This window comes from Calothrix sp. NIES-2098 (assembly GCF_963875125.1).
Classification (GTDB): Bacteria; Cyanobacteriota; Cyanobacteriia; order Cyanobacteriales; family Nostocaceae; genus Aulosira.
The window spans coordinates 48,455-68,868 of the sequence record NZ_CAWNKJ010000002.1; the positions used below are offsets into that span (position 1 = coordinate 48,455).

Consider the following 20,414-nt stretch of genomic DNA (forward strand, 5'->3'; position numbering starts at 1 on the left):
AAATCATATCTTCAGGGCAAATATTAAATTTTAAATATCTAAGGTTATCCTTTGATTTGTATTCAATATTTATCTCAGAAAACTGTCTTTATTCTAGATATTTGAATTTGCTTTCCAATTCTTATTAGCAATTAAGATGCGTTCGCCCTGGGTAGTTCGCTAACCATTGTCAAGCGAGTCGGGTCAGCTAAATTAACTTTGCCATCGTATTTACGCTTAGCTCCCCGTGCTTTCTGCTCACCCTCGAACACATATCGCAGATTCGCGTCTCGGCGCAGTTTACTAATCACATCCAGATTCAGTGCTCTGACTCCCTTGACAAATGCCTCTTTAGCATATGCTCCATCAACAGCAAGGTAGCGAACTTGGGGAGGTAATTGAGGTTGAGCAATTTCCAGGTGGTGGAGATAGTAGTCCATCCGCGTCAGTTCTGGACATTCGCTTTGGTCAAATGTTTGTTCAGCAAGCAGACTATAGGCCACTTCCGTTTCTACATCTACTACCGCCACCAAGGATACCTCTAATCCTCTCTCAACTCGATTGTGACTGCCATTATAAAATTGGTCTAGTCCAAAGGTCTTTTTCCCGCTTTTGGCAATGAATGAACAATCCATCACGGCAATCATTGAGTGATGAAAAGACGTTGCTGCTTTGATTAGTTCCGCGTTGAACTGAGCGAAATCAAACCGTTTTTTAAACTGTCGGCGATAAGTTCTCTCTGTTCGTCCGCTGTAGCGGCTCAAGTTGGTAAAGTTTACCTTGCCACAGGCAATTAGAATCGTCGCAAACAGCGTTGTCAATGCTTTGATCTGTGGTTTATGGAAAATCCCCATTTTTGTCAGTAAGCTTTGTACAATTTCCATATGGCTATCGAGTCGGTGCAAGGTTCTTCTAATCAGCACCTTAATGGTTCGATAGCTTTCTTGTCTATTCCGTCAACTAAAAATTGTCCGGAGTATTGTTATCTCAAACAGCTATGTTTAGACTCAAGACAATTTTTGGGGGCAAGTTAAGACGACGCTTTTTTGACAATCAAGCCGTCGAGTTATTTTTGCAGTGTGCTGCCCTTAACCGCATGATTCAATTGGGCAAGCCTGACAGTTACAAAGTTGAAGATTAACTAATACCAGATCTATCGAGAGAAGGTGTACCTTTTTTGATTCATGCAACAACGCCCATTCTGAAATTGAATTTCGCGTGGCGATTGCCCCACTCTCTGTGAGTAAATTCGTTCAAGGGCGATCGCTCAAGAAAAGTGGTTTCCTCACATCCAGCAGCCTGGGCGAATTCCTTGCAACTACCGACGGCATTTATGCAATTTTGTAAATAAGTTATATTTCTTTACTTAATGCCAGGGATCGCTATGCCAAAAAAGATTTTTTAAGCTTATGAATCTGCGGCTGCCGCGACCAGGCAAGAAAGCTGCGAAATAATGGCTCCGATAATTGTTGGCTTACATGACTTTTAAGCAAGTCATATATGCAATTGCCTAATTCTTGCTTATTTTGACATTGAGCCTTGAGCCTGCGTTCAATGGCGATCGCCCCTATTTTCATGAGGCCCTTGTTGCCGTTTTATAATTAAAGGATGCAAAAGCTTACCATCACCCGACCTGACGATTGGCATCTGCATCTGCGCGACGGTGCAGCACTGAAAGCAGTTCTGCCCTATACGGTGCGTCAGTTTGCCCGCGCGATCGTTATGCCGAACTTGAAGCCCCCTATCCGCTCGGTGGCAGATGCGGCAGCCTATCGCGATCGCATCCTCGCCGCCATTCCAGAGGGCCAACAGTTTGAGCCATTGATGACGCTCTACCTCACCGACAACACCAGCCCCGACGACATTCTCCGAGCGAAAGAATCCCAGTTTATCAAAGCGGTCAAGTACTACCCAGCCGGTGCAACAACCAACTCAGACTCCGGTGTGACGGATATTCGCAAGGGCGATCGCGTCTTTGAAGCGATGCAGCAGGTGGACATGCCGTTATTACTGCATGGGGAAGTGACCGATAACGATGTTGATACCTTCGATCGCGAGAAGGTGTTTATAGAGCGACATTTAATACCCCTCAAGCAGCGATTTCCCAACCTGCGGGTGGTGCTTGAGCATATCACCACCTCCGATGCGGTGCAGTATGTCCTGTCTGCCAACACCATCGCGGCAACAATTACGCCACAACATTTGTTGTTTAACCGTAATGCCCTATTCAAAGGCGGCCTTCGCCCCCATTTTTATTGCCTGCCCATTTTGAAACGGGAGGAGCATCGTCAGGCTTTGTTGCAAGCGGCAACATCGCTTAATCCGAAGTTTTTTCTAGGTACCGATAGCGCTCCCTATACCCGCACCAGCAAAGAAAGTTCCTGTGGCTGCGCGGGATGCTTTTCGGCTCTGCACGCCCTTGAGTTGTATGCCGAAGCATTTGAAAGCGTGAAAGCCCTGGATAAACTGGAGGCGTTCGCTAGCTTTTATGGCCCAGATTTTTATCAACTGCCGCGTAATACTGAGCGAATTACCTTGTCCAAAAAGACTTGGCGCGTTCCTGATGAAGTTCCATTTATGGAATCTGGGCTTGTACCTTTGGGGGCAGGGCAGGAAATGACATGGCAAATGGTATGACATTCGCATTGTGCATCAGCCATTGTGAAATCCTGTCGGTTAGCTTAGTCCAACGAGTAATTTGAATTCTGGCTCAACCCCCTCAGGCTTCTCTATCCATTCGATCATCTCCTGTGCGAACATTTTCTTGCCCTTCGGGGGTCCCGATTGTGGTGCATCATTTGACAAATATGATACTAATTGTGTGCATTGGGATTGCCCAAACTCCGATTGTGGTTGGATGGACGATACCTTGTGAAGAGCGATACCTACGGCACACTGCGTGAACGCTTGATAATTACCCCACAAAATATTTCTGTAAGTCAAGCAGGTGCAGAATCACCAAACAAACCTTTGTAAGTTTCAGCAGCTTCTATGCCAAAACCACCAGCTTGGGTATGGCGAACCAACGATTGAACGATTGGTACAGCTATACTCATACCAAATAAGGCATTGAAACCTGCAATTACCACTGGTGCTGACAATATAACCGTAAATTCTGGGAATAAAGCCAACACAGCCACTAACACGAGAAAAACAATTGGTGCAGCAATGCCTGCTGTTTTTGCTGCTTCTAAGATTAAAGTTTTATACTCTTCAACAGTGATGTCGCCTCTGTAAAGATCTAGAGAGTATGAAATCGCTGTTACTATAACTTGGGTGAGAATGGCGGTTCCCGTTGCAGTAATGCCAAGTCTAGCAATTGTCAGAGAATTGCTGACGATAGAATCTACAGCATTATAAACCCGGATATAGAACTGCTCTCCAACAGTCATAACTTCCGCACCGCGACGGAGATTATCAACGCCTACTTCCCAAAGAATATTGTCAGATCCATTTGAGCCACCATTGGAGCGTGGAATGATATGACTGCCATGTTTATCGCTGAGAAATTCACGAATAGTCCGTTCGTTAGCTCCCAGCTTTGATGTACCAGGGATTTTCTCAAAAAGCTTGATTACATCGGTGTCCGAGCGAGGAGAGTCACCAACTCTTAAACCAGCACGATACCTCAACCTATTTGCAATCTTGGGCATTTCTGCCGCTAATTCTGTGGCTGTCGAAGGCAAGTTTTGCAGAGCATTAGCTATAACCAGACTAGAGGTAGTAGCCCCAATAGCAGCTGCTTCAAATGCCTTGCTAACATTTTGTACAGTTTGAAAACCTTGGCTGCTGTAGTTGATAATCCTTGCAAATCAGCGACTGCATTAATGCTTGAAGTGGTAATCTCTACAGTAGTGTTTTTAATTCCATCAACCACTTCATCTAGACTGTTAGTTGCATTAGTTGCCACTTCCTGAACTTTATCTCTAACCTGAGATGCTAACTTTTGTGCTTGGTTGATGAAATCCATATTCTAGTAGACTGTCGAAAATAGTATTGAGTGTTTAGTCCAGCTTGTATGTTGATAGTAAAAAATCACAAGAGCATTAATCACGAAATTCTTAACAAGATTTTTAAAGAAATTGTAAATTAAACCTCGTCTAAGTTGAAACCCGTAGTTTTTCTTCATCAGGGTCAAGATGATTTTTCACCCATAGGCGATCGCTAATATCAAAGGGGTGAGCATTAATATCTTGTTCAAATAGATGAACACGTTCAATCAATTCTGTAGGAGATTGATAGCATGTGTGATAAGTAACATCTTCACGCAACCACTGCCACAGATGTTCGACAGGCATAAAATCAGGGCTGTAACCAGGCAAGGGTTCTAGATTGATTTGTAAAACATTCAATGCTTCTTTTACCAATTGTGCCCGGTGATAAGGAGCACCATCCCAAATTAGAGTGATGTCGCGCTCGGGAAATTCAGTTCTCAGGTGTTTTAAAACATCAATCGTATTGAATTGGTCTGCCTTGAGGTAAGGAAAAATTTTGACTTTGGCATAGTTGTAAACATAGACCCCATAAAACGAAACCTTGGCTCTTCCTGGGGAGTTGGAACTGACCCAAAAACGTTCACCTTTAATTGACCAACCATAACCTTCATCGCTGTCAAGATGAATGTGTGCCTCGTCGATAAAAATTATTAAATGACCATTATCCAGAGCATCCTCGAGTAAGCCCTTGAGTTTTAAGATAAATTCACCACGTTTTTTACTGTTGGCTTTATTTAACAACTTACGCGCTTTTTTCCATGAGAAGCCTAAATCTTTGAGAGTTCTACGCACTGATTCACGACAACATTTGAGATGGAATTGTTGGTCTATCCATGCTACTAAACGCTTTAATGTCCAACGAGGTAAGAATTCTTGATTCTGCTGTCTTTTCTGAGGTGGTATCGCTGCCAGTTCTAAAGCTTTGCGAATCTCCGAATCAATCGCTTTGTTTATATCTGAGGAAAAAAGGGGGGATGACCACCTGTGCGTTGATACCGCAATGCCGAAGCACCTGAAAGATTGTAACGATGTACCCACGCCATTATTGTCTGAGGGTTGCGTCCTGTTTCCCTACCTACCTGTGTTGCACTTTTTCCATTACATATCTCATACAGTGCCATTAATCGCTCACGGGTACGAGCATGATTTGCTTTTAATGCTTCTTCTCTCAATCTTGCGGCACTTTCATTCCAGCGCTCGCATTCTACTTTGAGCATTCCTGTTTCGTTCTCAATTACACCCACTTAAGACAGAGTAATATATCTTCTTGAAAAACTCCAGGTTTCAAGATGGATGAGGTTTAAGTTATAGCTTTTGTGGGTATAAAGCCAAAAAAATGAACAATGAGGTGAATTTAGCTCTTTATTTGGCGGTATTGGCAAATTTATTGATGTTGTAACACTATAGGAACAGCAGGGATTTGGCAGATGTGTGTTCAGTTGACCCTGGCGTTGTACGGCTAGGAAGAATTAAAGGTGGCAGGTAGAGCGATCGCACCCCCAAGAATATCATTGAATTTTTGAGTTGCAGTTAGAATTATGGCTTCTTGATAGCTTAGAAAACAATCTATAACATGAAGTCATCGCAGAGAATTTTGATTATCTTAGCTGCGCTAATTGGGTGGCCGCCGAGATACGTGCAAAATGGGACACGTTGTAAAGTTTTGTTAAGAGGTAAACAAAAAACCTGTGATTTACAAGGATTACAGCCGCTTAAGCAAGCACTAAACTTTCGACCTCATCCAATGAGGGTGGCACAGTCTCCATATCAATTAGGTAATCACCAAACCGCTTAACATGAGCCGTAATATAAGGACTCACAACCGCCACATCCTCACGACTAATCAAATATCCCTGCTTCTGTAAATTTCGCAGTATATCAGTTAAATCAACAACATTTTGGAACAAAACAGCATTTGCTACTAAATCCTTATACTTAATTACCTTTTCCTGTTCAATTGGGTCATTCTTCATCACAACTCCAAAGCCACCAAAGAAAAACCACTTCGAGAATTTATGATAAGCCTCCACAATATTCGTCACAGCAGTAATTTCTTTTCTCAGCTGCATATCCGATATGTATTGCAGCAAAAAAACAGTTCTTACTACTTGTCCTAATTCCTGAAAAGCCTGATATAACCTATTTTTACGGCTATAATTACCCAATTTACGCAATAAAATTGCGCTTGATACTTTACCTGTTTGGATTGATAGAACTACCTGTAAAATATCTTGCCAATGAGTTTCTATCCGCTTCCAATCAACAGTTTCACAGAACAAAGAATCAATATGTTGATAAACAGTCTCTTTATCAGGACGATAAAAATTTAAATCTTTCCAATTACGAATCCGAGGCATTAACTTAATTCCCAACATATGTGCCAATGCAAACACAGGTGTTGATTGACCGTGGGTATCAGCATGAATTGTATCGGGTTGAATATCGGAAGAGTTTTTTAACAACCCCTCGATGATATGAACAGCCTCCCAAGTGCCACAAGAAATAAACTGGCTAAATAAAGCCACATAGGTATCAGAGACATGGTGGTAAGCTATTCCTCCGTAGCCCCCATAGCGAATATGATACTCAGACAGTAAATTCTCTTCGTAGAGTTCATACTTTGTTCCATCTGCCGCCGCACTCTTACCATCACCCCAAACTGACGGCAGATTTAAAGCATTATAGCGGTTAATAATATCCACCAATGCTGCATTGAGCTTATCCACAGTCACATGGCGACGGTTGACAAATGCCAGTTCCTTCGCGGTGACAATGCCTCGCATATGTCTCGCCGCTTGAGTCGGCCCCAAATTGCAACCATAAGTAAACGTCGTTAAAAGATAACGTTCCGTCGCACGTTCAATTTTAGGATCTGAACCTGACAGCGGCCCAAAGTGACGGGTAAAATTCGTCCAGTAGTCAACATTTCTGAGGATATCGATTAAATTTCTTTCTGGAAATTGTTCTTCGATTTTCTCTATTAAGGCAATGGCCGCAACACTCAACTCGTTACGCTGATACTTTTTGAGTATGGGTTCGCCTTCATCATTAATAATAAATTGGTGGTTATTGGGATAACCTGCATCCACCGCCGCTGCCGTGTCCGTCAACCAAGATTTTAGTGTCAAGGTAAAAAAAGAAGCGGTATTAGGAAAGCCTAAATTCTCACAGTATTGGTCAACTAACGGCAAACACTCTGACCAAGGTAGTAATTGTTCGCGGTAGTCGGCGTAATCTTCACTACCAACAACGCAGATATCTCCTGACCTTAATTCGGCTGCTAAGTAATAAAAAATACAAGCCTCGAAGTGCCGACGAACTAATTTGGTTTTCTCTCCTCGCTTGACTACAACTAATTTTCGCCACTGTTCTGAAATAAAATCTAGTTCAATACTTGCTTTGAGAAATTCTCCTCGACGATGAGAATTATCTAGGACAAATTGTAATGCCTCGATAACACTTTGTTCGTTAGTAGTTGATTTGAACTCTAATGCTTTTACTAAGCGAAAAAATGTCCGACGGTGATTTTTATAAAATTTCCAAATTAGAGGAAGATGATTATTACCCCTATAAGCATTCATCGCCTCACATTCCGAAAGCAGTTGCTCTGCTCCTCCGTCTTGAATAAATACATTATTTAGTTTATGAAACAGAGATATTCCCTGATTTGTTAGTAGCTCAGTAGAGAGATTTAATTCCAGTATCTGCTCTGGAGAATTAGATGAATAACTATCGGTTGCTTCAATCTCTGGGTGAGAGGATACTGGTTCATGATTTAATTGATTTTCCTCCATAAAAACATGGATGACATTAGTCAACACACCAACTAATTTCTCTTGTGTTTCTTGAATTCTCTTTTTGATGAGTTCTAATTCTTTTGTAGCGTCATTATTGATTGAGCGCATTTGTTTTAAAAACATCTCAACCAAACTATCTCGCGCTGTAACTTGCGCCGCATAAATTAAGCATAAAATCAAAGTAATCCGTTTGGATAAACTAAAATCCTTGATTTCATGGGCATCTAATACCCGTACTTCGGCAGCAAAATGGTGAATTTTGGCAGTGGTAATATCCTTTAGTATTGGCTTAACATCACCCAAAGAATCTAGCCAGATTAAATGTACAATAAAGTCATTGATATTGTTACGGGTAGGGCTTTTAGGTAGTTGCTTCAGGCTGTTGAATGAGGTTTGATACTCAAGTGGATGACGCTCTAACAAGTCCAGCAAGCGTTCTTGGTAATCTGACGAGATGCGACTCAGTACGAGGGAAAATAATCTTTGGTTTACTACATTTCTCACTCGACGGACTAATCTATTTAATGTGTTAAACCCTGGTAATTCATATCTATTTTTAACTAATTCAGCAATGGCTACATTCATTAAATCAGCAGGATTATCCATAACAGTCGCCGATTCATTCACTGCTTTTATAGCTATATGTAGCCCAGTTTGATTAAATTGATTTACCTGGAGATATTCGCGGATAGCAGTCCGGTGCCGATACATTGTTTTGCGATTTTCATAACCCAAAACAGTATCAACTGAGAATTTTAAATTGCTGCGAATATGATTAACTATTTTCAGAGGAATTTCTATTACCGAAGGAAAGTAACCTAGTCGCTGGAATGATTTTAATAGACATACTAAGTTAAGAATATTACTTTCACCTTTAGTTGTTGCGTAAGCAAAAGCAATTTCACTCTTGTTGGGTGTGTAAATCTCGGTGAGTTCTTTGGGGGTTAATTGACGCTTAAATCGAGGGTAAGCGGTACGTTCTATCGATGTCACCATCAGTATGTGTTTGTGGGATTTAAAACTTCAAAAGATATATATCACCAATCAGCCACAAGCGTTGGATTTTATGTAGAGAAACATTACCAAAAAGAACTGTTTATGGGCAAGTTTTTAACATGGAATGTGTGGGGAGTTGATTGTGTCGTACCCAATGTTAAAGTACCCAATTACCTTTTATGGGCAAGTTGGTTTTTATGACTCATACTGCTCCACCCAAAAAAGTCACAAACCTAGAGAAACGCACACGAGAATATCTGCTACCCCACGAAGTCGAAGCCATGATTAAAGCAGCTTCATCAACAGGGCGGCATGGTCACAGAGATTCGACTTTAATTTTACTGGCTTATCGTCACGCTCTACGTGTATCAGAATTAGTAGCACTGCGATGGGAGCAGGTAGATTTTTCTAGTGGCACAATTCATATCAATCGACTCAAGCATGGTATTAGTTCAACGCATCCTTTACGTGCTAGAGAGTTAAGGTGGCTACGACAACTACAACGAGAATATCCTCACTCCCCTTATTTGTTTGTTTCTGAGCGTGGTACTCCGATGGCTGTTGCCACAGCTTTTAATATTATTAGTCGTGCTGGCACTCTTGCTGGGTTAGGGTTATCCGTGCATCCGCATATGTTACGTCATGCCTGTGGGTTTTATCTGGCATCTGTTGGTCATGACACTAGAGCTATTCAGGCTTATCTGGGACACAAGAATATTCAACACACTATTCGCTACACAGAATTATCGAGCGATCGCTTCAAAAATTTCTGGCTCGACTGAACCTAAAATCAATGCTTTCAACCTGATTTCTTTACAAAACTTTACAACGTGTCCCATTTTGCACGTATCTCGGCGGCCACCCTGAACGTCTTCCTGAAATGAGTGAAGCTGCCATATATGCCGTTATGACTCGTATTATGTTACGTCGTCTAGCCGTCTAAAGATTTACTTTATAAATGGTCTCTCAGGGCATTGCCTTGGTTATTAAACAGCAACCAGAGCGAATATAGATTAAGCTGTTACCCCGCCTACATAGCAATTGATTATTTTTTTAACCTAAAGTCCCTAAATAGAGAGTCGTGCTAATACATTTTCTATCCCCCTGCGCGCTTGGTTGAGATGAATCGGGTCATCTCTCATCACAAAGAGGAAATTCGCAGCCAAGAGCATGGCTTCGATTTCAAAGACTGTCTGAGCAACGTCCGCGTTGGGATCTATCTCGCTGAGAACCCGTGCATCAAGGATGCACTGCTTCAATAATGACATCCACTTGTCTAGCACTTCGACGACGCGATCGCGGGCTGGCCCCGGGCGCGTGTCGAGTTCTGCGGCGACTGCGGCAAAAAAACACCCACCCGGAAAAACTTTGCGTTCGAGATGGGAAAGAAATGCATTAACTACTACCTTCAGCCGTTCAGTTCCTTCCTGTGCTTGCATCGCAGGCTGAAGTACTTCACTCTCAAAAATCAAGGCTGCCGTTTCAATCGTCGCTAACTCTAGTTCTTGTTTGTCTTTGAAGTGGGCGTAGAGTCCACTCTTGCTCATCCCCACTTCAGCAGCTAGAGTCCCAAGCGATAAGCCATTCAGTCCCTTGATTGTTGCTAACTTCGCCGCAGTTAGCAGAATAGTGGCGCGACTAGTCTGGCCTTTTGAGTGGCGAGGCTTGCCGTCTTCTGAATCGGTTTTTAATGACGAAATATTACTCATGGCTTGACAATAGCACGAACGGTCGTAATAATCAACTTTAACAAATAAAAAACGACTGTTCGTGCTTTTATGTATCGCTCTTGATGTCATCCGCTCCGGAGGCAGAATCAGGTCAAGCTAATTGACTTACAGACAAATTAGATTGCCGCAGATATCCGACACCATTGGACGACAAAAAGTTTGACACTGCATGAAAGGACGGAGACTGTATCACCGATGTGTGCATCACTTTTAAAGTAGTAGGAATAAATATCATGACAATATTGTTGAATGAGACGCTTGGGAAACTGAAGACCAATGTAAGGGGTCATGTGGTGCTTCCTGAAGATCCGCCTTATGACGAAGTTCGGGAAATTTGGAATGCGATGATCGATCGGCGACCTGCTGCGATCGTCCAGTGTGCAACAGCCGATGATGTTGCTCATACAATCTTGTTTGCGCGAGAAAACGGACTGGAAATATCAATCAGGGGTGCTGGACATAATATTGCGGGGAATGCTTTGTGCGATCGCGGCGTGACGATCGATCTTTCAACCATGAAGAATGTCCGTGTCGATCCTCAAAAGCGGCGTGCCTATGTCGAACCAGGTGCGACGCTGGCTGATTTCGATAAAGTGGCACAGATGCATGGGTTAGCAACTCCAGTGGGAATTAATTCAACAACTGGTATAGCCGGTCTTACTCTCGGTGGTGGTTTTGGTTGGTTGACTCGTAAGTATGGCATGACGATTGATAATCTTGTTTCTGCGGCAGTAGTCACAGCAGACGGAAATCAAATCCGAACCAGCGAAACCGAAAACCCTGACCTTTTCTGGGCGATTCGCGGTGGCGGCGGTAACTTTGGTGTAGTCACTGAGTTTGAATTCGCTCTCCATCCTGTGGGCCCTGAAATATTGGCTGGGTTAATCGTTTTTCCGTTTAGTCAGGCTAAACAGGTGCTAACACAATATCGGAAATTTGCTCAATCGGCTCCTGAGGAACTGAATGTATGGGTGGTACTCCGCAAGGCTCCGCCACTACCTTTTCTACCCGAACACGTGCATGGTAAAGAAGTAATCGTGCTAGCTGTCTTTTATGCAGGTGACATTGCAGAAGGTGAGAAGCTGATTGAACCTCTACGCAGTTTTGGCGATGCCTATGGCGAACACATCGGCCCTCAACCCTATGTAGTATGGCAGCAAGCATTTGATCCCTTGCTGACAAAGGGTGCTAGGAACTACTGGAAATCTCATAATTTCATAGAATTACAGGATGGGGCGCTGGATGCGATCGCCCAATTCGCAGGCAAATTACCCTCACAAGCGTGCGAAATCTTCATAGCATTGATTGCCGGGGCATCCAACCGAATTTCAGCAGATGCTACAGCATATTATCATCGAGATGCAAAGTTTGTGCTGAACGTGCATGGACGATGGGACGATCCCGCGCAGGATCGAATATGCATTGCGTGGGCACGGGAGTTTTTCCAAGTTTCTGCACCTTATGCATCTGCTGGTGCCTATGTAAACTTCATGACCGAAGAGGAAGGCGATCGCGTCGCCGCCGCTTACGGAGCCAACTACGAGCGCTTGTTACAGATTAAGAGGCGCTACGATCCTGAAAACATTTTTCATCTCAACCAGAATATCAAACCCTGAGTTGGCTTTACTTTTATCGCTACGCCTGTACGTCGCATATTTTGAGTTGGGTTTAAATTCCCGACTCAAAATGTCTTTAGAGGTTATACCATTTTGGATTTTAGATTTTGCGGAAAGTTGCCAGGAGGGTTTCCCTCCGTAGCAAACTTTCCAAGACGGATTTTGGATTGTGAATTGTCTTCTGTGTATAGCTTCTGCGAATCCATCTGTCGCAATCATTAGGCTAAGAGTAATCCTTTACGGTAGCTTCTAGAGTTGTCTGCACAACCATAAAAGAGCGTTGTTTGATTTTAGATTAGTATTCCGCAAGGAAACGATAGATATTCGGCTAAAAACTAGCGTATCATCGAACTTAAACCTATTCCTGCCCAAATTGCATTATTTGAGACTGCTTAGATAGTGTCGTCGTTGAAAGTAGTATTTTGATATACGACAATATAGCCTCCAGAATGTTGCAATCTCGTTGCCGATTTCATTCTCAGGCTTTGCTAAATCATGGTTTAATTTCGCCCAATTGAAACTTTTGGTTGGAGTCAAAGTTAATCAACTGGTGGAATCTAGCTTTATCCTGGTTTAATCATTTACGATTCGTCCTCAAGTCTCAATCTTACTTCCTCTACAAAAAATCTCTCCTACCTGGTTTTTAGAGGAAAACCCAACAGCAATCTACTACTCGCAAGTTGGGTATTAGCTTTTTTGAGTATATCCATGACCAAACCTATAATATAGGGAGCAACAAATCCTAATGACTAGGCAGCTACTTGTTTTGCCACAATACTCATTTTTACACCACCTTGAGGTGCCAATAAAAAACCTCGACGTGCAGGATTAACAGGATATTTATCTTCTAATTTTAATTGATAATTTAACATAATCGTCGCCAGAATTAATTTCATTTCAAACAGAGCAAATACTTGACCTAGACATTGACGAGAACCTCCACCAAAAGGCCAAAATTCATAAGATGAGTATTTACGATTAATAAACCTTTCTGGTTGAAATTTGTTTGGTTGAGGATATAAATCTTCTCGACGATGAGTTAGATAAATACAAGGTGTCACATATGTCCCAGCAGGAACATCATATCCCCTTAAATTAACAGAGCGGAGAGTAACTCTGGGAAAAGTGAAAAGAACTACAGGGTAAATCCGTAAGGTTTCTTGACAAATTGCTGTCAAATAAGGAAGTTGAGTAATTGTGAGTGGATCGGGAGTCTTTAAACCTTGTAACTCATGTAACATTTTCTCATAGACTTCCGGTTGTTGATGAATCCAGTATAAAGCCCAAGCAATTGCAGTAGCAGTCGTTTCGTGTCCAGCAACAAGTAAAGCTAAGAGATTATCTCTTAATTCGGCATCACTCATGCTCTGTCCATCTTCATATTTTGCCTGCATTAGCAAACTCAGAATATCAAAACGATTTGGTTGCGATTGTTGGCGACGCTTCCATATTTCTGACATCAGTATTTTATCAATCTGTTGTCGCAAACTCAGATATCTTCCCCAAGGACTCCAAGAGCCTAAATCTTTCTGTAAAGCCGGGAACAATAAAAGACTAGCACCAAGTGGTGAATTAGTTAAATTTAACCAACTTGTCATTAAGGTTTTCAAATTTTCAAAGTTTAACCCCTCATCAATACCAAAGACTATTTTTAAAATAATCTTCATGGTAATGTTTTCACTCAAATGACGAGCAATAAAATTTTCACCTAGTTTGAGTTGTTGTATTACTTGTTGAGTAATCTCACAAATTTGTTGCCCATAATTGAACATTTGTTCTCCATGCAAGGGAGGCATCATTAGCTTGCGCTGTTTCTGATGACGTTCTCCATCTTGCACAATTAATGAGTTTTCGCCAATTTGAGGTTTGAAGATTTCATTGGCAGCACCTGGAGCATCAAGATTTTTTTTGGGAGGATTAAATAACTCTTGAAGGTCTTGCGGATGGCTAACAACTAAAGTCTCTATGTTGCCAAAAGAATTAGTAAAAAAAATATCTCCATAATTTTTAGCACAACGTTCCAAAAAATCTAACGGTTTTAGGGTAGATTCAATTTGTTGGATAAATTTAGGAGTTTTAAGTTTTTCAATTTGCTTGATTGTCATATGTGCTAGATGCCCCGAGAAATATTTTGTTTAAACTTTTAGTATAAACAGCAAGAAGCTGCATTGGTTTTCGTCAAACTGCGAATAATCCAGATTTTTTAAGACGAGAGAGTAAACCTGAACGGCTACTGTAATCCTTCTGTATCTTTTGAATGCTGGCTTTAAACTCTTCTAACGATCCTTGATATTCTGCCAAGTCTCGCAAATCAATAAGATATGCAACTGCTTGTTCATAGGGTTTTGATTGCTTCAGTTCGATTAACTTATATACTTCTAACCACACTTTATCTTTTTTTAAAGCCAGTGCTTCTAATTTACGGATTTTCTCCTGTTGTGCTCTCAGGAATTCCTGTTTATTGCGGCGTTCATTTTGCTCTTGAGCACCTGTTAATAATTCTGCTAAAGAGCGTCTAGTAATCTTATCATTACCAGAATTTTTTGGATTTTTAAATATTGCTCTTAGTCTCTTAATAAGCTGAAGCTTAACATTAGGTTCATCCCTCATTACTTTGAGTAGAAATTCATTTTTCTCCTCTGATGACAAAGTACGAATCCATTCTTCTATTGGTTCAACTTCATCTTGTTGCGAAACACTTTCTCCTGTTGCAAACGCTATCAGATCTCGGTCGATATCAAAAAATTCTATAAAAGCTTCCAAATAGATGGGTAGTTGATTCAAGTTCGCAGGTACAGGTGGTTCAAGCAACTCCTCTTGCTCTTCATAGATAGAGATGGAAGTAGCTTTTAGCCAAGCAAGGTATAAAGCTCTAAAATCTCCCTGTAAAATGTCATCTCGAATCTGCAATAACCTAGTTAACCATCCTTCACCTTCTATCCAAGTTCGATATTCTTCATCATCAAGATTGATATCTAAGATTATATAGCTTGAGTTTGTAGATACTGTAATTTGCTCGGGTAGACAGTAAGGCTCAAAAACTGAGGAATCAATCACCGATTTTGGCAGACGAAATACTAATTGTCTAGTACCCCAATTTGCCACATATAGCATAACATCAAAGCACTTTTCTAAAAGCTCTTTAGGTTCGCCTCTAAAATCACCATAGCTATAAGTAAAAATCGCACTTCTTGATGTTAGCTGTACGCGGCTGGAAAGCTTACTAATATACGTTTGTTCTGATGTTGTTAATGGTTTGTCTACTGCTTGAAATTCGTAATACTGATATTCACTCATTGTCTTATTTATTTTGACGATGTTAATTTATTTAGATAAATTCATAACAATTGATTCCGCCCATTTTTTATAATTTTGCTGTTATTACTTTTCAATAACAGCAAAACAGCTTAATATTTAGCTAACTTTTTGTTTTCCAAATAGCGATAATTGTCCAGGGGAAATATTGCCTCTTCTAAAACGATGGTAATAAAGATGACAGCCACTACATAGACAAGCTAAGGTTTCCAAACGATTATCGAAAGGATCGTAGTTCCAATGATGTACTTGCAATGTGTAAGCTTTACGTTGAGAAACAGTTAAATCAATAGGTTTTTCACCGGGGCGCAAGCATACTCTCCCGCACCTAGTACAACGCCAATCAGAAGCAGCTTTTAAAGCTATGGCTATTTCTTTCCAATTGTTTGGATATACACCTTGACTCATGAAAGTTTTTATAGCTGATAATGCTGATAATTACAACAGCTTACCGCAACTTTAAGTCTAGTTAAATCAGCGATCGCTCAATAGCAAAATTTACAATCAATCTTTCTCTTGAGCTTCCGCTTGTTCCTTAGCTACAGCAAGAGCAATAACCTGCCGTAGCCATTCAGAACGGTTGGGCTTGTTACGCACGTAAGTATCTAATTCCTCTGGCAGCAGTACAGATATAGGTTTTGCACCAGATTTTACTCCTACTCCTTTTGATTGAAAGCGAGTAGCAATATCCTTTCTTTCCATAGTAATTAGCCTTTTCTCTCAGCCTATTTTAACAAAACCCGTATATATACGGTTATACATTAATTATTTTAATCATTTAACAGGTTCAAAATTATTGAAATAGCCATATATATATGGGATAATAAAGATAGTGAGAGATAGGAAATGGAGCGCCAAAAAAACTCCCGGCAACGGAACCGATACCGAAGCGTGAAGTTTTAAGATGTAGCGCTAAATCCAAAACTCTTACATACACAACAGAAAAAGCACCCCCGACGACCAATCTAAAGGTGCTTCTTCTGAGTTCAATACTAGAAGGATTGTAACACATGAATTTGTTTTCTAATACCCTAATATTTCACTCAGAACAAGATGCTCAATTAGTTGCCCAACAAGTTTACAACTGCCACCAAGAAGGTAATGTTTTAATTTGTCCGATTCAAGAACAGAGGGCAGTAGATTTAGCAATCAATTTAGCAGATGTTGCCTTACCAATAATTGAAGGTACTAGTTGTTTACTTCCCTTCCCCAAGCATAAGCGTGAGTGTCAAGATGATGATACACCACAGATTTATGTAGCTTGTTTATCTGCATACAACAATGGCTTTTTACACGGAATGTGGATAGACTGTACACAAGATGCGTCAGACATTCAAGAAGACATTGAATGGATGTTATCTTGGTCGCCCTGTCGTAATTATGAAGCCTGTGAAGAGTTTGCAATTCATGATTTTCAAAACTGGTATGGTATTCATCTGAGTGAATACGAAAGTATAGAAAAACTAGCCGAACTAGCCCAAATTTTATCAGAGTATGGTGCAGCCTATGCAGCTTATTATGAATATGACAGTAGTGAGGCTAGCGTAGAGGATTTTCAAGAACATTATTGGGGCGAGTACGAAAGCGAAGAAGACTTTGTATATGACCAACTCGAACAACAAGGATTGATTAAAAATCTAGAAGACATGGGTATTTCTAGCTTCTACCTCAATTGGTCAGCAATAGCTCGTGATTGGTTTATTGACTCCTACTACTCAGTAGAAGAAAGTTACAACAAAGTCTACGTTTTTAGCCGTCACTAATAAAATAAAGAGGGTAGTTATCAACTACCCTCTCTCTTAAAAAAAATTGACATATGAATTTAGATAAAATTCATATGTCAATCTTAAAAAAAACCATAATCATTTACGTTGACGAGGGGATTTCTTGATAGATGATTCTTGGATATAATTACCAGGAATCACCACTTGTGTTTTATTCAATCGCAAATGATAACAATAGCTGTTGGTGTTAGGACAAGCAATCAAAGAAGGATAATTTACACCAAACCAAAAACCCAGTGAAGTAAAAATCAATAGACCCACCAAATAAAATGTACTGCCGGAAGTACCAGAACCAATCCATCCACCAAACCACAACAGATTTAACTTTAAATCGTGGATTTTTTCTTTTTGCAGTTGCACTCGCTTTTCTTGAGTTTGTACCCATTGTTGAGAATCTTTCAACTTTTGGTAAGCCAATTGAAGAGCTTTAACTTGAGACTTTTTTTCAATGCGAATATCAATGGTACGTTTTTCAGAAGCCAGCAGTTGTCCTAATCTGTATTCGTTCCATTCTCGGATTCGGGCGGCAATGGTATCGGCTTGTCGGAAGAAGGCAACAACGGTTTCATCTCCAAATCTGTCGCCATTATGGCGCGAAGTGGGGACTTTCCCTCAATCTGCTCCAAAATGCGCTCTTCCAATTGGGCATAAAAACTTTGAATATCCTCTTGGCTTTCAGATAGCTGACGCGAAACATTTTTCAGGTACAGTTTGTTAACTAAACCAGGAATCTCAGAAGCACGTTTTTCTGTGACCTTATCTACCAAATTAATCAGAGAAGCTTCCGATGAGGCAGCAGCATTACTAATATGCTCAGTAATATTTTGCTGAGGCTTTTGTTGAGTTACCGCAGTTAAGTCAACACCAAAATGAGTTGCTACTGTTTGGAGATTATTACCTTGCTTATGCAGCAGCTCACTGGCTTGCAAAAATCGCTCACGCTCAGACTGACTATATTGTTTTTGGTTGGGTGATAATCCACAGGCTGTACAAATTATGACAGCTTGTGATAATTCGACAGCTAAACCAGATTGTTCTTGGACATAATTCAACATCTCTAAAATGTTCATCTGTGCTAACGGCTCAATTGAAGATGAGCGTTTTTTATCTTCTTGTTGAAAGTAAGCAGATATTTGTTTTTTAGTTTTACCAAGCTCCATCAACTCACGACAGCTAAGAATTCTGAGAGCCTCATCTTCTGTATACTCAGCTTTGTCAGTTAAACCGCAAGCTTCTAAACACTGAGCAATTTTATCGTCTGTCAGGTTAGAAAAAACTTCATTTCGTTGTTGCATACTCTTTCACTCACTCACTCACTTGCTGATGATGCTATTTCCGAAAGGATTAAACGGCTCTAGAGGCGAATCTAACTCCAGACTGAGATCATCTATAACCTGTTGAGATTCAATTTCCAATTCATGATTTTGTGCTGTAGTAGTTGTAGAAGCCTCTACCAATATAGATGCTTCTTTCTGTTGTTGATGACTATTAGCATTATTGATAATTCTCAGAGAGCCTACCCCTAACTTGGTACGCAGATATAAACTGTGCAACTGCCAACGATATTCGGCATCATAGAGTAACTGTACTGCCTTGGTATGAGAATTAGTTTGGTGCTGACAAGCTAAAGGTAGCCAACAGACCTTGGCGGCGATCATCAGCATCTCGTTTTTTGAGTATGGTCTTGCTTGCTCATCTTGGAGAAATTCCATGAGCATTGCTTCCGGGCTATCTTCTTCCACCGTCGCCCGTAATCGGATTTCAAATGTCCGTTTTCCCATCTATTTATCCCGATTTTGTTTGCCAGCTAGAATTGGAGCTTGGGGAATTGCTTGCCGAAAAAGAAAGTTAGACAGAGCATAGCAATCAGTCAGTCTTGTACACAAAGCACGATGCTCCGGCGGAAAATTAAAACTAATGCGTACATCCTCCTCCAAATCACCTCCAAGGCACAGATGAGCATGAGGTAAGTGCTGAGATAACAGTTGTTTGAGTTCTTGGCGAAAGTAATCAAAAGTGCCACCACCAATAATTATCTCATCAATGTCAAAGGGAATGTGAGCCAGTATGAACTTAGAGATAGTTTTCCAATATTCAAGACGAGCGTATTTCACCGCCGAAGAAATTTGGGCAGCTTCAGAAGAGCGATTTTGAGAGTTTTTTGACAGCACCAGATGTAGAAAGTTTTTCGGTTTAATATCCTTGCCTAATTGGTGAATCGTTTCTAGTAAGCGCTGTTCTCTTTGTCTGGTAGTCTGGTCAAAAGTCCGGCTTTGTACAAGCTGAAGCATTTTAGTCATTCCCAGACGCTCCGTCTTACCGCTAATTACTCCTTTGTCAAACAGAACAACAGAGACATCCCTGTAACCAAACATCATGGATGCAATCTTCTTGTTGCTAAAAGCTGAACCAATCTTTTGTCCTCGTGAAAGAGCGTGACCACCTCCTTCCGGTACGCATAAGAACAGATTGACATTCACCCAAAACTTTTGGTCACAGAAGCAGAATTCACTAAGAGCTTTTCTGACTCCCATCTCAAATTTTTCTCTAGCTTCCCATTCGCTGTAGGGCAGCAGTAAAGCTAAAGCTAAATCAAACTTGTTTGGCAGTTTAGTTTTAATGGCCATTACCCCCACTGCCGAGAGAACTTTGGCGATCGCCCATTCGTACTTAAGATCCTCTAGGGCGACCCGAGCATCAAAATGACCTTGAGCTAAGTAACCCACAACGTAGATATTACCGTCATACTCAACCCAAGCTTCATTCTCCGGTTCGAGAGGAGAGATTCTGCGAGTTTTATAAAAATCGATTGCCTCTGTTTCAACTTCAATCACCTCTGGACTCATCAGCAGTAATTGAGGTGTTCTAGCCGAATCCCGCCAAATAATTTTCGTTCCTGACAGGCCAGGATCTAGAGTAAGCATTGCTGAAATTTCAGTCATGATATTCAGCCTCTAAAAATGGAAAAAAGCCTTAAAAAACGTGATTTTTACTCCCAAAAGTTGACAACAACCTGACAACTATTTACTAATTTGCAACCAATAACTTTAGGGATTGACAATATTATGGATACATTTGGGTAATTTTTTCAAGTAATTTTAATTTATTGAGAAAATTATCAATAAGCAATGGATGTCATGAGCGAAAAAGTTCCCAAAAGTTTCCCAATGTTCTCCCAAATCTAACAATTGCTTGACTAGAA

19 protein-coding genes and 1 pseudogene are annotated in these 20,414 nt (G+C 40.9%); 5 read left to right on the forward strand and 15 right to left on the reverse strand.

The genetic code is table 11. The features are described from left to right. Positions 1-131: 131 nt before the first annotated feature. Entirely contained in the window at positions 132-863 is a 732-nt protein-coding gene (locus AACU33_RS36575) for a transposase (protein ID WP_096595561.1), read from the reverse strand. Positions 864-961: 98 nt separating this feature from the next. Between AACU33_RS36575 and AACU33_RS36580 the strand changes: the two are divergent. Both AACU33_RS36580 and pyrC read left to right on the forward strand, forming a co-directional pair. Then, positions 962-1,120, forward strand: a pseudogene (locus AACU33_RS36580) (IS5/IS1182 family transposase); the annotation flags it as partial. A 467-nt stretch (positions 1,121-1,587) separates the two neighbouring features. Further along, positions 1,588-2,616 carry a dihydroorotase gene (gene pyrC, locus AACU33_RS36585; protein WP_096595565.1) on the forward strand — a complete coding sequence of 343 codons (1,029 nt, stop codon included), beginning with the start codon at positions 1,588-1,590 and terminating at the stop codon, positions 2,614-2,616. A gap of 302 nt (positions 2,617-2,918) precedes the next feature. Here pyrC and AACU33_RS36590 read toward each other — a convergent pair whose 3' ends face one another. From AACU33_RS36590 to AACU33_RS36610, 5 genes are all read right to left on the reverse strand, one after another. Next, positions 2,919-3,632, reverse strand: a complete 714-nt coding sequence (locus tag AACU33_RS36590; RefSeq protein ID WP_339376554.1) for an HNH endonuclease — start codon at positions 3,630-3,632, stop codon at positions 2,919-2,921. A gap of 50 nt (positions 3,633-3,682) precedes the next feature. Beyond that, the gene (locus tag AACU33_RS36595; protein WP_339376555.1) at positions 3,683-3,949 is read right to left on the reverse strand and encodes a hypothetical protein; all 267 of its coding nucleotides are present in this window, start codon (positions 3,947-3,949) and stop codon (positions 3,683-3,685) included. A gap of 130 nt (positions 3,950-4,079) precedes the next feature. Then, positions 4,080-5,012 carry an IS630 family transposase gene (locus AACU33_RS36600; protein WP_096595569.1) on the reverse strand — a complete coding sequence of 311 codons (933 nt, stop codon included), beginning with the start codon at positions 5,010-5,012 and terminating at the stop codon, positions 4,080-4,082. Continuing rightward, the gene (locus AACU33_RS36605) at positions 4,925-5,191 is read right to left on the reverse strand and encodes a helix-turn-helix domain-containing protein (protein ID WP_339376556.1); all 267 of its coding nucleotides are present in this window, start codon (positions 5,189-5,191) and stop codon (positions 4,925-4,927) included. The genes AACU33_RS36600 and AACU33_RS36605 overlap by 88 nt, the downstream gene beginning before the upstream one ends. A gap of 495 nt (positions 5,192-5,686) precedes the next feature. Continuing rightward, a complete protein-coding gene (locus AACU33_RS36610) occupies positions 5,687-8,767 on the reverse strand; it encodes a Tn3 family transposase (RefSeq protein WP_339376557.1) in 3,081 nt (1,026 codons plus the stop codon). Positions 8,768-8,964: 197 nt separating this feature from the next. Between AACU33_RS36610 and AACU33_RS36615 the strand changes: the two genes are divergently transcribed. Next, positions 8,965-9,549, forward strand: coding sequence for a tyrosine-type recombinase/integrase (locus AACU33_RS36615; protein WP_096595575.1), 585 nt, complete (start codon positions 8,965-8,967; stop codon positions 9,547-9,549). A 285-nt stretch (positions 9,550-9,834) separates the two neighbouring features. Here AACU33_RS36615 and AACU33_RS36620 read toward each other — a convergent pair whose 3' ends face one another. Next, positions 9,835-10,476, reverse strand: coding sequence for a TetR/AcrR family transcriptional regulator (locus tag AACU33_RS36620; RefSeq protein WP_096595577.1), 642 nt, complete (start codon positions 10,474-10,476; stop codon positions 9,835-9,837). A 254-nt stretch (positions 10,477-10,730) separates the two neighbouring features. On the opposite strand from AACU33_RS36620, the gene AACU33_RS36625 reads away from it, so the two are divergent. Continuing rightward, the gene (locus AACU33_RS36625; protein ID WP_096595579.1) at positions 10,731-12,113 is read left to right on the forward strand and encodes an FAD-binding oxidoreductase; all 1,383 of its coding nucleotides are present in this window, start codon (positions 10,731-10,733) and stop codon (positions 12,111-12,113) included. A 749-nt stretch (positions 12,114-12,862) separates the two neighbouring features. Here the strand turns inward: AACU33_RS36625 and AACU33_RS36630 are convergent. The 4 genes from AACU33_RS36630 to AACU33_RS36645 all read right to left on the reverse strand — a co-directional run bounded on the left by AACU33_RS36630 (position 12,863) and on the right by AACU33_RS36645 (position 16,130). Beyond that, positions 12,863-14,218, reverse strand: coding sequence for a cytochrome P450 (locus tag AACU33_RS36630; protein ID WP_096595581.1), 1,356 nt, complete (start codon positions 14,216-14,218; stop codon positions 12,863-12,865). Between the two features lie 73 nt (positions 14,219-14,291). Beyond that, positions 14,292-15,410 (reverse strand): hypothetical protein, encoded by a 1,119-nt coding sequence (locus AACU33_RS36635; protein ID WP_096595583.1) that lies wholly within the window; start codon positions 15,408-15,410, stop codon positions 14,292-14,294. Positions 15,411-15,527: 117 nt separating this feature from the next. Next, a complete protein-coding gene (locus AACU33_RS36640; RefSeq protein WP_096595585.1) occupies positions 15,528-15,836 on the reverse strand; it encodes an HNH endonuclease in 309 nt (102 codons plus the stop codon). 96 nt (positions 15,837-15,932) lie between these two features. Beyond that, entirely contained in the window at positions 15,933-16,130 is a 198-nt protein-coding gene (locus tag AACU33_RS36645) for a hypothetical protein (protein WP_096595587.1), read from the reverse strand. A 308-nt stretch (positions 16,131-16,438) separates the two neighbouring features. On the opposite strand from AACU33_RS36645, the gene AACU33_RS36650 reads away from it, so the two are divergent. After that, positions 16,439-17,191 (forward strand): antirestriction protein ArdA, encoded by a 753-nt coding sequence (locus tag AACU33_RS36650; RefSeq protein WP_096595589.1) that lies wholly within the window; start codon positions 16,439-16,441, stop codon positions 17,189-17,191. 99 nt (positions 17,192-17,290) lie between these two features. On the opposite strand, the gene AACU33_RS36655 is transcribed toward AACU33_RS36650, so the two are convergent. The 4 genes from AACU33_RS36655 to AACU33_RS36670 form a co-directional block, all read right to left on the reverse strand. Beyond that, entirely contained in the window at positions 17,291-17,629 is a 339-nt protein-coding gene (locus AACU33_RS36655; RefSeq protein ID WP_096595591.1) for a hypothetical protein, read from the reverse strand. 74 nt (positions 17,630-17,703) lie between these two features. Beyond that, positions 17,704-18,507 (reverse strand): hypothetical protein, encoded by an 804-nt coding sequence (locus AACU33_RS36660; RefSeq protein WP_096595593.1) that lies wholly within the window; start codon positions 18,505-18,507, stop codon positions 17,704-17,706. Positions 18,508-18,525: 18 nt separating this feature from the next. Then, on the reverse strand, positions 18,526-18,993 hold the full coding sequence (locus AACU33_RS36665; protein ID WP_096595595.1) for a hypothetical protein: 468 nt from the start codon (positions 18,991-18,993) through the stop codon (positions 18,526-18,528). Further along, complete coding sequence (locus AACU33_RS36670) at positions 18,994-20,154, reverse strand: ParM/StbA family protein (RefSeq protein WP_096595596.1); 1,161 nt, start codon at positions 20,152-20,154, stop codon at positions 18,994-18,996. It abuts the gene before it with no gap. Between the last annotated feature and the right edge of the window lie 260 nt (positions 20,155-20,414).